This is a genomic window from Symbiobacterium turbinis, from assembly GCF_055383075.1.
On sequence record NZ_AP042433.1, the window covers coordinates 1966987 to 1980032 of the forward strand.

Sequence of the window (13046 nt, forward strand, 5' to 3'; positions counted from 1 at the left end):
GCTTCCACTTCCGCTTCCCCTCCATCGCCCCGTGACTAGTAGACCGACTCCTCCCGGTACTCGCCCCACAGCTCGCGCCAGGCCCCGCAGATCTCCCCCACGGTGCAGTAGCTCCTGACGCACTCGATGATGTAGGGCATCAGGTTCTCATCGGTCTGTGACGCCCGGCGCAGCTCGGCCAGTGCGGCCTCGGCCGCCTTCTGGTCCCGGGTCGCGCGCACCTCCCGGACCCGCTCGATCTGCCGGCGCTGCACCTCCGGGTTCACCTTGAGGATGTTGGTGTGGGGCTTCTCGTCGGGGTCGACGTAGGCGTTGACCCCCACCACCCTGTAGTCGCCGTTCATCACCCGCCGCTGGAATCGGTAGGCCGAATCGGCGATCTGCTGCTGGAACCAGCCCTTCTCGATCGCCGCGACCACGCCGCCCTGAGCCTCGATCTGCTCGAAGTAGGCCCAGGCCTCCTCTTCCAGCTTGTTGGTCAGGTGCTCCACGTAGTAGGAACCCGCCAGCGGGTCGACCACGTTGGCGACGCCGCTCTCCTCGGCGATGATCTGCTGGGTGCGCAGGGCGATGCGCACCGCCTCCTCGCTGGGCAGCGCGAGCGCCTCGTCGTAGGAGTTGGTGTGCAGGGACTGCGTGCCGCCCAGCACCGCGGCCAGGGCCTGCAGGGTCACCCGCACGATGTTGTTCTCCGGCTGCTGCGCCGTCAGGCTGACGCCCGCGGTCTGGGCGTGGGTGCGCAGCATCCAGGAGCGGGGATTCTTGGCGCCGAAGCGCTCCCGCATCACGCGCGCCCAGATCCGCCGGGCCGCGCGGAACTTGGCGATCTCCTCGAAGAAGTCGTTGTGCACATCAAAGAAGAAGGAGAGGCGCGGGGCGAACTCGTCCACGTCGAGCCCCGCCTGAATCCCCGCCTCCACGTAGGCCATGCCGTCGGCCAGGGTAAAGGCCAGCTCCTGCGCGGCCGTGGCCCCGGCTTCCCGGATGTGGTAACCCGAGATGGAGATGGTGTTCCACCGGGGCACGTGCCGGGCGCAGAAGGCCATGACGTCGGTGATCAGCCGCATCGAGGGGGCCGGCGGGTAGATATAGGTCTTCTGGGCGATATAGTCCTTCAGGATGTCGTTCTGGATGGTGCCGCTCACCTGGTCCCAGGAGACGCCCTGCTTCTCGGCCACCACCAGGTACATGGCCAGCATGACGGAAGCCGGCGGGTTGATGGTCATCGAGGTCGAGACCTTGTCCAGGGGAATGCCCTCGAACAGGATCTCGAAGTCCCGCAGCGAGTCGATGGCCACCCCCAGCTTGCCGACCTCGCCGTTGGCGTACGGGTGGTCGGAGTCGTAGCCCAGCAGCGTCGGCATGTCGAAGGCCGTCGAGAGGCCCGTCTGCCCCTGCTCCAGCAGGTAGCGGAACCGGGCGTTGGTTTCCTCCGCCGTGCCGAAGCCCGCGAACTGCCGCATGGTCCAGAGTTTGCCGCGATACATGGTCGGGTGCACGCCCCGGGTGAAGGGGTACTCACCGGGATCCCCCAGGTCCCGGTCGTAGTCAAAGCCGGCAATGTCGTCGGGGCCATAGAACCGCTTCACCGGCCGGTCTGAGACCCCGGCGAACCGCTCCTTTCGCTCTGCTGTGGCCACGGGCCACCCTCCCTCCCAATTCGGTGTCGCTTCACACCCATTCGCCTTTTCTGCCTATTCCTCCTGCTTTCAACCTACGCTCGCCGTTTGTCGCCGAACACCCACCTGCCCTTCCCGGCCCGAACCGCCCCGCCGCCTGTGCCGTCCGGGCGTGCCACCACGCCATCGGGGCCGCCCGAGCGCACCACCACGCCATCCGGTCCGCCTGGACGCACCACCGCACTGCCCGTGCCAGCCGGACGCACCACCACGCCATCCGGTCCGCCCGGGCGCACCACCGCACCGCCCGTGCCGGCCGGGCGCACCGTCAGGCCATCCGCACCGTCGGAGCGCACTGCCACGCCATCCGTGCCGTACGGGCGCAGCACCACATCATCCCTGCCGCCGTGGCGTACCGCCGGGCCACCCCGGCGGCCGAACCGGCGCGGGCTGCGGCGCGAGTAAAGCGGATCCGCGACAAAGGCGACCACCGCCGCCACCGGGTTGATCGCCGGATTGAACAGCACCAGCCCCGGCGCCAGCGCGGCGATGGCGGCCTCCGGGCGCAGAGCGGCCAGCGCGCAGATGGGGCAGAGCGCCGCAAGCTGCACGACCGGATCGAAGAACACGTCGGCCGGTGTCGAGAAATCAAGCCTGCGCCGCATCTGCTTTGCGACCTCCTCCCCGGCGCAGCAAACGGGGGCGGCTCGCCCCCGTCTCTCGCGTTATGGGTGTACATGCCGGCCTGCCCCTCCGGCATCAGCAGCAGCCCTTGAAGGACGGCTTCCCAGAGCCCTTGCCGAACGGCTTGGCGAACGGCTTGCCAAAGAACTTCCCGTCCAGGCCTCCCGTCAGCGCGAGGGTGGGCGCCGCGGCCGGGTTGAAGGCCAGAAGCGCCGCCCGCGGGTTGATGGCCGGGTTGAAGATGGCCAGGGTCGGGCTCTTGGCCGCGAGCGCCGCCGCGGGGCTGAAAGCGGCCAGCGACCCCAGCGGCGTGAACGGAGCCAGCTGCACCGCCGGATTGAAGAAGACCTGATCGGGCGCGTCGAACCCGCCGAAGTTCATGTGGGGTTTTCCCTCCTGACCGGAAGCGGGGGAGCCCTTCGACTCCCCTGCCTGCCGTCCGGTTGGTTATATGCCAAACTTGCCGAAGGGCTTGCCCTTGCCGGTGAGCGCCAGGGTCGGTGCTGCGCCCGGGTTGAATTGCAGGAACGCAGCGGCGGGGTTGATGGCGGGGTTGAAGATGGCCAGGGTCGGGCTCTTCGCCGCCAGCGCCGCGGCCGGGCTGAACGCGGCCAGCGAGGCCAGCTTGTTGAACGGGGCCAGGTCCACGGCCGGGTTGTTGAACACCTGCCCGGGGACGCTCTTGCCGCCAAAGCCGGCGAACGGGAACGGGAAGAACTCCTTCTTGTCGAAGAAGTCCTTCTTATCCAGCTTGTCGGTCACCCCGGCGGTGGCAGTGGGTAACGTCTTCGGGCAGCTTACCGATACCACCGGCCGCGAGACGTCAACGGGGCAGGCGGTCGATGTGACGACCCGCGTTTTCTTGGACACGAAGGGACCTCCTTCCGATCTGTACCGGGATGAGCACCACCGCGAGGGTGGAACGTCTCCACTCTCAGCTTATGTAACCGTTTCCGCGGCGGTTACAGGTCCTTGACGCCAATCAGCCCGGCCGGTTCAAAGCCCCGGCTGAGGGCGAACTCCACCACCGGCCGGTGGTGCAGCCCCGTCCACAGCTTCAGCTTGCGCAGGCCCAGGGCGGCCACCCCGGCTGCCGCGGCGGCCAGCAGCGCGCTGCCCACCCCGCGGCGCCGGTGGGCGGGGTGCACCCAGAGGTCGATCAAGAGGGCCGTGGGCTCCTCTGTGCTGCCGTCCCGCGCCAGCGTGAGCAGCAGGTAGCCCACCGGCTGCGTCCCGTGCTGGGCGATCAGGAAGGCGCTGCCCGGCGCAGAGAGCACCTGCTGGCACTGAATCGCCGCCCGCTGCGCCGCCTGCGCCGGGTGCAGGCGGGCGCGCTCGTCGGGCGCGAGCGACTCCCAGGCCGCGGCAGCCGCTGCCTGCATCAGCCACGGCAGGTCGCCGGCGTGGCCGTGCCGGTACTGGTACATGCGGCTCCCTCCTCCCCTCGTGAGGGCTCCTTCATCTTATGGAAGGCTCCGCTCTCTGGTACCCGCGACCCGGCTGCGGAGGGCCGCGGCCCCTGGTACCTCCCGCCCGGGGTCGGCGTACCGTAATGGGGAGAAAGGGGGGACCACAACGTGGCAGAGGTGCGCTTCTGGCAACCGGGCGACCTGCCCTGGCTCCTGCAGATGGCTGCAGTGACCGACTGGGAGATCATGAACCCCTCGGACCGGGCGGTGGCCAGGCCCGAGGTCGTGCGGGCCAACTCCCACCGCAACCTGCTGGCCACCCTGGCCTCCCCCGGCGGGACGGCGATCGTGACCGCCGACGGCGGCAGGCCGGTGGGCTTCCTGCTCATCGGCATCCGGCCGGACGACCGCACCGGCGAACCCCAGGGATACATGGCCGACATCTACCTGGAGCCCCAGTACCGCGGCAGGGGCCTGGCGAAGCAGATGCACGAGCTGGGCGAGGCGTACTTACGATGGCTGGGCATCCGGCGGGTCACCAACTGGGTCCACGCCTCCAACCCGCTGGGGCAGAAGACCTCCGAGGCCCGGGGCTTCCAGCTTTGGGGCGTGATGATGGAAAAGCTGCTGACCGGTTAGGCGCAGACTAGGCAGGGAGAGCCAGGTGAGGGGCACCGGGCGAAGGGAGGTAGCCCGCATGCGGATGGGCGGGGCGGAGGTGAGGAGCATCGACGAGCTGGCGGCCGTCATGGACGCGCACCTGCGCCGGTTTGAGCGGGACGGCGACCACCGGGCCGCCTTTCTGCGGGTCTACCGGCACATGACCCTGGCCGCGCGCGAGCGCCTCCGCCAGCCCTTCTTCCTCGACCCCTCGTGGGTCGAGCGGGTCGCCATCCGCTTCGGCTGGTACTACTTCGACGCCCTGGAGCGGTTCGAGCAGGGCGAGGAGCCGCCGCCGGCCTGGGCCTACGCCTTCGAGATCGCCGCGCGAAAGCGGGCGTTCCTCCTCCAGGACATCCTCCTGGGGATGAACGCCCACATCAACAACGACCTGCCGCTGGTTGTGGCGGAGATCCTGCGCGCCGAGGGGGATGACCAAGCGCTCTTCAAGACCGTGCGGCGCCGCTTCGACCACGACCAGATCAACCGGGTGCTGCACGATGTCATCCCGGCCGTGCAGGACGAGATCGCCCACCACTACGGCCGGCTGATCCGCCCCCTGGGCCGGCTGCTGGGCGACCTGGACCGGAACCTCACCACCTATGGCCTGAAGACCTGGCGCGACCGGGTCTGGCGCAACGCCCGCTTCCTGCTGGCCGCGGAGGGCGACCGGGAGCAGGAGCTGGTGGTTCACTTCATCGAGCAGGACGCCCTGGCCCTGGCCCGGGAGATCTACCAGTTCGCGCCCCTGCGCCTCCTCCGCCCCCTGGCCCGATGGATGCGCCGGTGGCGGCTCTGCTGAGAAAATCGCGTTATCCACTGTTCAAACATTGCCTAAAGTGAACATGGGGATATCCCGGCCTGGATGATCACCGCGCCAGCCACGCGTGCCGCTGCGGCCGGGAGGCCCAGGTCAGCAGGAGCAGCTCGACCGCGGCGCCGCAGAGCAGCGCGACGATGCCCAGCACGGCGCCGGGCAGCCGCCAGATGAGTGCCCCGGCGTAGACCGCTGCCAGGGTCACCGTGCCGCCGACGATGGCGCCGGCGTTCACGATCAGCGTGCGGCCGTCCTTCATCAGCAGGGCCTGCAGCCAGTTCTGCAGGGCGACGTAGAGCGGAAAGAGCACGCCGAAGCCCAGCGCGGGCAGCGCGGCGTCGGCCACGGTGGAGAGGCCGCCCTTCAGCCCCAGCACCCACTCCATGTACAGCCGGCCCAGCGGGGTGACCGCGAGCAGGGCCATGATGCCGCATGCCGCCACGCCAACGGTCAGGGTGAAGCGGCGCAGCATCAGGTAGGAGCGCCGGTCCTGCAGGAGCGTCAGGGCCACCTGCTGCACCATGCGCACGGAGTTGGCCACCATCAGGATGGTCGACCAGGCCACCGGCCAAGCCGCCAGCCCCAGCTCCGGGTTCACGCTGCGCGCGATGCCGCCGTTGATCAGCGGCCGCACCACCGTGACCAGGATCTGCGTCATGGCCAGGGGCCAGTACCAGCGGGCGATCTGGGCGATGGTGCGCGGGGCCCAGTCGGGAACCTCCGCGTTCGGGTCCGTCACGCCGCCCTTCAGGACAGGCCTGGCCAGCCAGGTGACCGCCACGGCCTCGACGATGACGCTGATCACCAGGGCCACGCCGGCCAGCGTCGCGCCGTGGGCGTTTCCCGCGACCCCCAGGGCCGTCACGGCGGCCAGCGACCCGATGCGGCCGAAGCCCGCATAAGCCACCACGCTGGAGCGCTTGTGCTGGATGAGGATGCCCTGGTAGAAGCGGCGCCACCCGATGGCCGCCGGCCAGAGCAGGAGCGCCTGGAAGGCGGGCCGGGCCGCGTCGGCGATGGCGTCGGGCTGGCCGAGCAAGGTGCGGAAGATGACGTCATACGCCGGGGTGAACGCCAGCAGAGCGTAGAGCACGGTGAGCAGGGCATTCGCCCAGAGCATGAAGTGGCGCAGCGGCTGGTAGGTCTCCCGGTAGCGGCTGAGCAGGTTCGAGGCGTGCAGCAGCATGATGATGGGGCTCTCCAGCAGGATCGCCACGTTCAGGGCCACCGAGTAGGCGGCCAGCGAGGTCTCGGGGTGGGCCAGTTTGGTGAGGCCGATGGTCAGGATCGGCCCGGCGAGCACCATGATGACATCGGAGAGCGACAGCGGCAGGAACAAGCGCAGGATCGTGGTGTAGGTCAGGGCCCCGGCTCCGCCGCGGCCCCTGGCATCGGTTGTATTGGTCAAGACTGCGACATCTCCTCCGGTAGTTCAGATCGACAATCAAGATTGTACCCTGCAGGGCGAAAACATCAAGGCAGCGCCGCCTCAATGGCGGCGCTGAGCCATATCACGCCTGCGATGCAGCGCCGGCAGCGTTCCTTTGCATGACGCTTTCGATGCGGCGTCTGCCGCATTCCGGTGCATCACCCTGCGATGCAGCGCCGGCAGCGTTCCAGTGCATCACGCCTGAGACTTGGGGGGCTGAAGCGGCAGTGCCAGCACCCGCAGGTCCAGGAGCGCGTGGGCCACGATCGGCCAGAGCAGGGACCCGGTGTAGAAGTAGAACAGGCCCAGCACGACGCCCAGCACGCCCGTGGTCACCACCCCGGTCCAGCCCTGGTACAGGTGCGCCATCCCGAAGATGACGCCGGTGATCAGGAGTGCTCCCACGTCCGGCAGCCCGGCCACCAGGGTGGTAAGGTAGGCGATCAGGAACCCGCGGAACAGGATCTCCTCGCATACCCCGGCGGTGACGGAGACGAGGGCGAACCACCACCGCTCATCCCTCCGCTCGGGGAGCATTCCCCGCAGCGGCTCAGTCTGCTGCTGCAGGCCCTTGCGGTAACCGGGCGAAACGGCCCCCAGCACCAGCGGCGCGGCGATCCCCATCAACAGGGCGATGAGCAGCACCAGGGACTGCGAGTCGAACCTGGGCGCACCCAGTCCGATGCTGGCCATCGGCTCGCCGGCCATCCGCAGGGTCAGGAGGACCAGGAAGACCAGGGCCCACTCCAGGATGATGATCTTGCGGTAGAAGCGGACGCGCGCGAACGGGTCCTGACCCAGCGTGGCGAGCAGTCGTTGGTACGCCCGCTTTCCGTACAGCGGCTCGCCGATCACCAGGTACAGCACGATCGCGCTCTGAATCGCCAGTGCCACCCCGGCCAGGGCCTGGTCAGACATGGTTAAGCCCCCTTCTTTTCAAACCCTACGCAGGACTCCGCGCAACTTTCGTCGATTCTGAGTGGCATTCCTGCACCCGAACCGCATAGATTATAGCGAGACCCCCGACAGGCACAGGTCGCACTGGCTGCAAAGCCGACCGACCGCCGCCACCAGGGGGTCTCGTCTTGTATACGCCGGTGTGCCCCCCGTAACGCTGTCCTCCCCCTCCCCGTTGTATGCGGTAAAGGTACGACTTTGCAGGAGGCAACACGACAAGTTTGGGTGAGGTCGTGCGATGACGCTCGACGCGGCAAGGCCACACCACCGGGGTACGAGCATGCAGGATGACCAGGTCGTCACCGCAGGCGCATTCCTTCTCTACGAGGGCCTGTTCGCGTTCGCAGTCGGCCCGACCCCCGCGGGGGATGGGCTGGCCGTGTTCCGCCTGGGGGGCCACCGGGAACCGGGGGAGACCGCTGCCCAGTGCGCCGTGAGAGAAGTGTGGGAAGAGGCGGCGGTTCCGTGCACGCTGGTCGAACCGCCCGCGACCTATCTGATGACCTCCAGCACAGGCGGAGGCCACGACCTGCGGCCTCTGAACACCCGCGGCGAGGACTCGCCCGCGCCGCTGCTGGTCGCACCCAGGAGCGCCGGCCGCTCGGTGACCTACCTCGCCGTCACCGAGCAGCTGCCCGCTCCCTCGGCAGAGGTGGCGGGCATCCTGCTGCTGGACGTGCCCGCGATCCGCCGCCTGACCCAGGCGCCGGTCACGCTGGGCGAGTACTGCGCCTCGGGCGGCCGCGCTGTCCTGCGTCGGCCCCTGGACCCTGCGCTGCCGCTCAAACCCCTCGCCCAGTTGCAGATCCTGCCGCTCCTCCTGGCCCTGCACCCAAACCTCACGAGTCGGGCCTGAGCAAAGCGTTTCACCATATTTTGGCATACAGTCTCCTGCACACCCCGCACTCCGCTGCATAGTAATGTATCGAGACCCCCGAAAGGCACAGGTCGCCCTGGCTGCACAGCCGACTGACCACCGCCACCAGGGGGTCTCGGCGCGTTTGCGGCCGGATTTGCTATACTCATGAAGCATGGTTCCCCAGTGCCTGCGCATCACGCACCGAATCAGGAGGCTTCCGCGATGCACAGTCAGCCCGCCGGCCTGAAGGTTGAACAGCTCCTTCCGTCCGTCACCCTCGTCAGCCGCCAGCTTCCCGGCGGGTATGGCTTTTCCGTGGCCGCCGCGCTTGTGCGGGGAACCCGGCATCGGGTCGTGGTCGACACCCTCATCCAGCCGGCGGACATGGCCCCTTTCACCGGTGCCACCCTGGTCGTCTACACCCACGCCGACTGGGACCACTGCTGGGGAACCGGCGCCTTTCCGGGCGTGCCCGTCATCGCACACCACCTCACCCGGGTGCGGCTGAAGGCCCCTGAGGCGCTGGCGGAGTTGGAGAAAACGCGGGCGGACGAGCCCGCCGACTTCGCAGGAAGCCAGGTCATCCCGCCCGATCTCACCTTCTACGACCGCTTCACCATCGACGCCGGCGGCCTGACCGTCGACCTGCACCACCTGCCAGGGCACACCGCCGACTCTGCGGTGGCGCACGTGCCGGAGCTGGAGCTCCTGCTGGCTGGCGATGCGGTGGAGACGCCCCTGCCGACCCTGAGCGAAGCCGGGCACATCCGGTCCTGGGCCAGTGCGCTGCGTCGGTGGAGTCGCGCCGGGCTGCAGCACGTCGTGCCCAGCCACGGCCGTCCCGGCGGGCCCGAACTGCTGGCGGAGAACGCCGCGTACATCGAGCGGGTCCTCGAAGCCGTCGAGATCGGTCTGGCAAAGGGACAAACGCCTGACGAGATCGCCGCCAGCCTGCCCCTGAACGACGTGGTGCCGGCCCTGGGAACGACCCATATGCCCTCGTATTACCTGGAGCAGCACCAGGCCAATATCGCCGCCGCCTTCGCCGAAGTGCAACAGGCCGCCGAGAGCGCCCCTTAGTGCCAGGCGCCTCCACTCCCATGCTGGGAGCAGGCGCTTTTACGCTTCCGTCTTCGGCCCAAAGCGAAAAACTTGCGGTTCCCACTTCGGGGTGGGCCCCCGGAAACCAGCAACTCCCGTCCCAGCTGCGCGTTACGTCAACTCAGCAGCCACGTTATGTCACATGAACCCGGCTCGGCGGCGACGATCCGGGAGCAGGGGCGACCATACAGCCCCGCCGACCAGCCGCTGCCACCTCGGAACCGGCACTTTTCCGCTTCCGTCTTCGGCCCAAAGCGAAAAACTTGCGGTTCCCACTTCGGGGTGGGCCCCCGGAAACCCGCAACTCCCGTCCCAGCTGCGCGTTACGTCAACTCAGCAGCCATGTTATGTCGCCTGAACCCGGCTCGGCGGCGGCGATCCGGAGGCAGGTGCGGCCACACAGCCCGCCGACCCCGCCGCAGCCATCTCGGAACCGGCACTTTTCCGCTTCCGGCTTCGGCCCAAAGCGAAAAACTTGCGGTTCCCACCGCCGGCCACAAGCATCCAGTACACATGACCCACGCCGACGCGCCAAAGCACAGGCGGAGCCCCATTCGGCTCCGCCTGCGTTGTTCGATCTGGTGTCGGAGGCGGGACTTGAACCCGCACGGTTATCCCATACGCCCCTCAAACGTACGCGTCTGCCAATTCCGCCACTCCGACAACGGGTTTCATGACCGGCGCCCTAGGAAACTCCGGCGGAGTTTCCTACAGGCGCCGTGGTGGGCGGTACTGGGATCGAACCAGTGACCCCTTGCGTGTGAAGCAAGTGCTCTCCCGCTGAGCTAACCGCCCGTATGTTGGTGGGGAGAGGTGGATTCGAACCACCGAAGCGTTACGCAACTGATTTACAGTCAGCCCCCTTTGGCCACTTGGGTATCTCCCCGCTGACAGGATTTTATGATACACGAAGATCGGTCTCGGTTCAAGTGTGAAACTCATGCAGGTGCGGATGAAAAATCCAGACCGGGCTGCAAGAGTTTTGCCCTGCCGCGGCGAAGATTGCGACATCGGAGGTGAATCCGGTGACACTGGGCCCCTGGTTTTTCGGTCAGAGCGATGTGGACTGGCAGGCCTACGAGATGGCCGACGAACTGGCTGACCGGTTCGCACAGACCGCAGCAGAATACGACCGCACCGGAACCTTTCCCTTCGCCCACTTCGAGGCCATGCGGGAGCGCGGCTACCTCGCCCTGACCGTGCCCCGCGAGGACGGCGGCCTCGGCGCCGGCGTGCACGCCATGGTGTTCGCCCAGGAGCGGCTCGCCCGGGGCGATGGCTCGACGGCGCTGGCGGTGGGCTGGCACCTCTACGTGGTGGGAAAGCAGGCGACCAGCCGCACGTGGCCCGAGCCCGTGCGCCGGCGGCTGTTCGGCGAGGTGGTGGCCGACGGCGCGCTGCTGAACGCGTGCGCCTCGGAGCCCGAAACCGGCAGCCCCAGCCGCGGTGGCCTCCCGCGCACCACCGCGCGCCGGCTGCCCGACGGCTCCTGGGTGCTGACCGGCCGCAAGAACTTCACCACCCTGGCCCCGGTCCTGCGCTACTTCCTGGTCTCGGCCACCCTGGCCGGCACCGAGGAGGCCGCGTGGTTCCTGGTGCCGCGGGAATCGCCGGGGCTCCGCGTCGAAGAGACGTGGGATTCGCTGGCCATGCGGGCGACCGGCAGCCACGACCTCTGGCTGGATGAGGTGCACCTGCCCGCCGATGCCCTGCTGGAGTCGGGCCAGGACCGGAGCGGCGCCCGCACCGAGGGCTGGCTGCTCCACGTGCCCGCCGTTTACCTGGGCGTGGCCCAGGCCGCCCGGGACTTCGCCGTACAGTATGCGGTGGCGCGGCGCACGGTCAACCCGCCCGGCCACCCCGAGCCGACGGCCCGGCTGGCCGACAGGCCCCACGTGCAGCGGCTTATCGGCGAGATGGATCTCGCGCTGCTGCCGGCCCGCCACCTGCTGATGGGCCTGGCCCGCCAATGGGACGAACGGCCCGACTGGCGGCCGCACCTGGTGGACGCGGTGGCCGCGTGCAAACCCTTCGTCGTCGAGACGGCGCTCGGCGTGGTGGACCGGGCCATGCGTGCAGCCGGCGGCGCCAGCCTCTCCCGCTCGCTTCCCCTCGAGCGCTTCTACCGGGATGCGCGGGCAGGCCTGCACAACCCGCCAATGGAAGACGTGGTCCTCAGCGCGCTGGCCAGATCTGCGATCGCGCGGGCCCAAGCAGACGGGAACACGCACCCAAAGACCGACCACCAGCCGTAGAGAGGCGTCGCCCGTGGCGCCGACCATCCGGAACCGCAGAGAGGGGGCCTGCGCCCCCTCTCAAACTACGTATTCAGGTCGCTCAGCTCGCCGGTGAGCTGGTAGATCGTCCACTCGCCCAGGTTCGTCGCATGATCGCCGATCCGCTCCAGCCATCCGGCGACGTGCAGCAGGTAAGTCGCCTGCCGCACTACCTGGGGGTTCTGCTCCATCATCTCGACAAGTTCATCAAAGACCGCCTTGTACAGGCCATCCATCTCATGATCCCGGGCGATCATGGCGCGCGCAGCGGCTTCGTCCTGCTGCACGAACGCCTCCAGGGCATCCCGCACCATCTCCTGGGCCAGGGATGCCATACGGGGAATGTCGATCAACGGTTTGATCAGCGGCTCGCCGTTCAGCCTGAGGGTCACCTCGGCGATGTCGGTGGCGTGGTCGGCCACCCGCTCCAGATCGGTGACGACCTTCAGGCTGGTGCCCACGGCGCGCAGGTCGCGGGCCATCGGCTGCTGCAGAGCCATCACCTGCAGGCAACGCATCTCGATGGCTATCAGCAGCCGGTCGATCTCATCATCACTGTCGATCACCTGCTGCGCCAGGGCCAGGTCCTGCTGGGCCAGGGAGCGCACCGCCTTCTCGACCATGTCGCTCACCAGCTGCCCCATACGCAGGACCTCCCGGTTGAGGTCCTTCAGCTGCGTCTCCAAAGTGCTGCGCACGCCAGGATCTCCCCTTTCCGACCGCCCAAACCCTCAGTCCAACTGCTCCAGCCCTGCTGCTTGCAGGATCTCCTCAATGATGTGCTCCTCTGCGTGCACCTGCGTGCACTTGCCGGCAGGACGCTCCGCCTCGGGCGCTGCCGGTCGCTGCTTCTTTGTCTGCATTTCGCTCGCCTCCTATCCAGTTGGAGACAGCCCCCACCAGAGCGGAAAAAAGAATCCCCGGAACGCACCGGGGTCGCTGCAATCATGCTTTACCTGCCCGAACGTCCTCAGATTGCTCTGTCCTGCTTCTGTGCGGCCTCGCCGCTCCTAGTCATATCATTATATGCGGGCGAGGCCCAGACCGCAAGTCTTATTTTCGCCACTTACGGCAACATCCATTCGCTGATCAGCCAGAACGCCAGCGTGAACAGCCCGAAGCCGAGCAGGGTGATGATCAGCCCAACGATACCGGGCGATTGGTACCACTTGTTCCCCTTGGTTCCTGCCACAGCGGCGCCCCCCTAAGCGGTGTCCCACTTCTCTATGATAATA

15 protein-coding genes and 3 tRNA genes are annotated in these 13046 nt (G+C 68.0%); 5 read left to right on the forward strand and 13 right to left on the reverse strand.

Going from position 1 to position 13046, the window contains the following annotated elements; genetic code table 11:
- Nucleotides 1–35: 35 nt before the first annotated feature.
- The 5 genes from ACZ45O_RS09335 to ACZ45O_RS09355 form a co-directional block, all read right to left on the reverse strand.
- Nucleotides 36–1640: an acyl-CoA mutase large subunit family protein gene (locus ACZ45O_RS09335; RefSeq protein WP_464852460.1), complete on the reverse strand. Its 1605-nt coding sequence runs from the start codon at nucleotides 1638–1640 to the stop codon at nucleotides 36–38.
- Between the two features lie 74 nt (nucleotides 1641–1714).
- Nucleotides 1715–2284 carry a hypothetical protein gene (locus tag ACZ45O_RS09340; RefSeq protein WP_464852461.1) on the reverse strand — a complete coding sequence of 190 codons (570 nt, stop codon included), beginning with the start codon at nucleotides 2282–2284 and terminating at the stop codon, nucleotides 1715–1717.
- A gap of 94 nt (nucleotides 2285–2378) precedes the next feature.
- The gene (locus ACZ45O_RS09345) at nucleotides 2379–2684 is read right to left on the reverse strand and encodes a hypothetical protein (protein WP_464852462.1); all 306 of its coding nucleotides are present in this window, start codon (nucleotides 2682–2684) and stop codon (nucleotides 2379–2381) included.
- Nucleotides 2685–2750: 66 nt separating this feature from the next.
- Complete coding sequence (locus ACZ45O_RS09350) at nucleotides 2751–3173, reverse strand: hypothetical protein (protein ID WP_464852463.1); 423 nt, start codon at nucleotides 3171–3173, stop codon at nucleotides 2751–2753.
- A 92-nt stretch (nucleotides 3174–3265) separates the two neighbouring features.
- Nucleotides 3266–3730 (reverse strand): GNAT family N-acetyltransferase, encoded by a 465-nt coding sequence (locus tag ACZ45O_RS09355; RefSeq protein ID WP_464852464.1) that lies wholly within the window; start codon nucleotides 3728–3730, stop codon nucleotides 3266–3268.
- Nucleotides 3731–3880: 150 nt separating this feature from the next.
- Here ACZ45O_RS09355 and ACZ45O_RS09360 point away from each other — a divergent pair, with 150 nt between their 5' ends.
- Nucleotides 3881–4351: an N-acetyltransferase family protein gene (locus ACZ45O_RS09360; RefSeq protein WP_464852466.1), complete on the forward strand. Its 471-nt coding sequence runs from the start codon at nucleotides 3881–3883 to the stop codon at nucleotides 4349–4351.
- Nucleotides 4352–4409: 58 nt separating this feature from the next.
- A complete protein-coding gene (locus tag ACZ45O_RS09365) occupies nucleotides 4410–5174 on the forward strand; it encodes a DUF5995 family protein (protein ID WP_464852468.1) in 765 nt (254 codons plus the stop codon).
- A 67-nt stretch (nucleotides 5175–5241) separates the two neighbouring features.
- On the opposite strand, the gene ACZ45O_RS09370 is transcribed toward ACZ45O_RS09365, so the two are convergent.
- Nucleotides 5242–6597: a hypothetical protein gene (locus ACZ45O_RS09370; RefSeq protein ID WP_464852470.1), complete on the reverse strand. Its 1356-nt coding sequence runs from the start codon at nucleotides 6595–6597 to the stop codon at nucleotides 5242–5244.
- A 216-nt stretch (nucleotides 6598–6813) separates the two neighbouring features.
- Complete coding sequence (locus tag ACZ45O_RS09375; protein WP_464852472.1) at nucleotides 6814–7536, reverse strand: CPBP family intramembrane glutamic endopeptidase; 723 nt, start codon at nucleotides 7534–7536, stop codon at nucleotides 6814–6816.
- A 319-nt stretch (nucleotides 7537–7855) separates the two neighbouring features.
- Here ACZ45O_RS09375 and ACZ45O_RS09380 point away from each other — a divergent pair, with 319 nt between their 5' ends.
- Both ACZ45O_RS09380 and ACZ45O_RS09385 read left to right on the forward strand, forming a co-directional pair.
- Nucleotides 7856–8431, forward strand: coding sequence for an NUDIX domain-containing protein (locus ACZ45O_RS09380; protein WP_464852474.1), 576 nt, complete (start codon nucleotides 7856–7858; stop codon nucleotides 8429–8431).
- A 225-nt stretch (nucleotides 8432–8656) separates the two neighbouring features.
- A complete protein-coding gene (locus ACZ45O_RS09385) occupies nucleotides 8657–9514 on the forward strand; it encodes an MBL fold metallo-hydrolase (protein ID WP_464852476.1) in 858 nt (285 codons plus the stop codon).
- A gap of 600 nt (nucleotides 9515–10114) precedes the next feature.
- Here ACZ45O_RS09385 and ACZ45O_RS09390 read toward each other — a convergent pair.
- The 3 genes from ACZ45O_RS09390 to ACZ45O_RS09400 form a co-directional block, all read right to left on the reverse strand.
- A tRNA-Leu gene (locus ACZ45O_RS09390) sits at nucleotides 10115–10198 on the reverse strand.
- A gap of 57 nt (nucleotides 10199–10255) precedes the next feature.
- Nucleotides 10256–10330 (reverse strand) — tRNA-Val (locus ACZ45O_RS09395).
- Between the two features lie 6 nt (nucleotides 10331–10336).
- Nucleotides 10337–10421: transfer RNA gene (locus ACZ45O_RS09400), tRNA-Tyr, on the reverse strand.
- A gap of 130 nt (nucleotides 10422–10551) precedes the next feature.
- Between ACZ45O_RS09400 and ACZ45O_RS09405 the strand changes: the two genes are divergently transcribed.
- Nucleotides 10552–11790: an acyl-CoA dehydrogenase family protein gene (locus tag ACZ45O_RS09405; protein WP_464852478.1), complete on the forward strand. Its 1239-nt coding sequence runs from the start codon at nucleotides 10552–10554 to the stop codon at nucleotides 11788–11790.
- A gap of 65 nt (nucleotides 11791–11855) precedes the next feature.
- On the opposite strand, the gene phoU is transcribed toward ACZ45O_RS09405, so the two are convergent.
- From phoU to ACZ45O_RS09420, 3 genes are all read right to left on the reverse strand, one after another.
- Nucleotides 11856–12509 (reverse strand): phosphate signaling complex protein PhoU, encoded by a 654-nt coding sequence (phoU, locus tag ACZ45O_RS09410; RefSeq protein WP_464852480.1) that lies wholly within the window; start codon nucleotides 12507–12509, stop codon nucleotides 11856–11858.
- A gap of 33 nt (nucleotides 12510–12542) precedes the next feature.
- On the reverse strand, nucleotides 12543–12674 hold the full coding sequence (locus ACZ45O_RS09415; RefSeq protein WP_464852482.1) for a hypothetical protein: 132 nt from the start codon (nucleotides 12672–12674) through the stop codon (nucleotides 12543–12545).
- A gap of 203 nt (nucleotides 12675–12877) precedes the next feature.
- Nucleotides 12878–13003, reverse strand: a complete 126-nt coding sequence (locus ACZ45O_RS09420) for a hypothetical protein (RefSeq protein WP_464852484.1) — start codon at nucleotides 13001–13003, stop codon at nucleotides 12878–12880.
- Between the last annotated feature and the right edge of the window lie 43 nt (nucleotides 13004–13046).

Excerpts from the sequence above, each read along its gene's own strand:
- ACZ45O_RS09385 (WP_464852476.1), top strand. The coding sequence starts at position 8,657 with ATGCACAGTCAGCCCGCCGGCCTGAAGGTTGAACAGCTCCTTCCGTCC.
- ACZ45O_RS09375 (WP_464852472.1), bottom strand. The coding sequence starts at position 7,536 with ATGTCTGACCAGGCCCTGGCCGGGGTGGCACTGGCGATTCAGAGCGCG.
- ACZ45O_RS09380 (WP_464852474.1), top strand. The coding sequence starts at position 7,856 with ATGCAGGATGACCAGGTCGTCACCGCAGGCGCATTCCTTCTCTACGAG.
- ACZ45O_RS09340 (WP_464852461.1), bottom strand. The coding sequence starts at position 2,284 with ATGCGGCGCAGGCTTGATTTCTCGACACCGGCCGACGTGTTCTTCGAT.
- ACZ45O_RS09415 (WP_464852482.1), bottom strand. The coding sequence starts at position 12,674 with ATGCAGACAAAGAAGCAGCGACCGGCAGCGCCCGAGGCGGAGCGTCCT.
- ACZ45O_RS09355 (WP_464852464.1), bottom strand. The coding sequence starts at position 3,730 with ATGTACCAGTACCGGCACGGCCACGCCGGCGACCTGCCGTGGCTGATG.
- ACZ45O_RS09365 (WP_464852468.1), top strand. The coding sequence starts at position 4,410 with ATGCGGATGGGCGGGGCGGAGGTGAGGAGCATCGACGAGCTGGCGGCC.
- ACZ45O_RS09345 (WP_464852462.1), bottom strand. The coding sequence starts at position 2,684 with ATGAACTTCGGCGGGTTCGACGCGCCCGATCAGGTCTTCTTCAATCCG.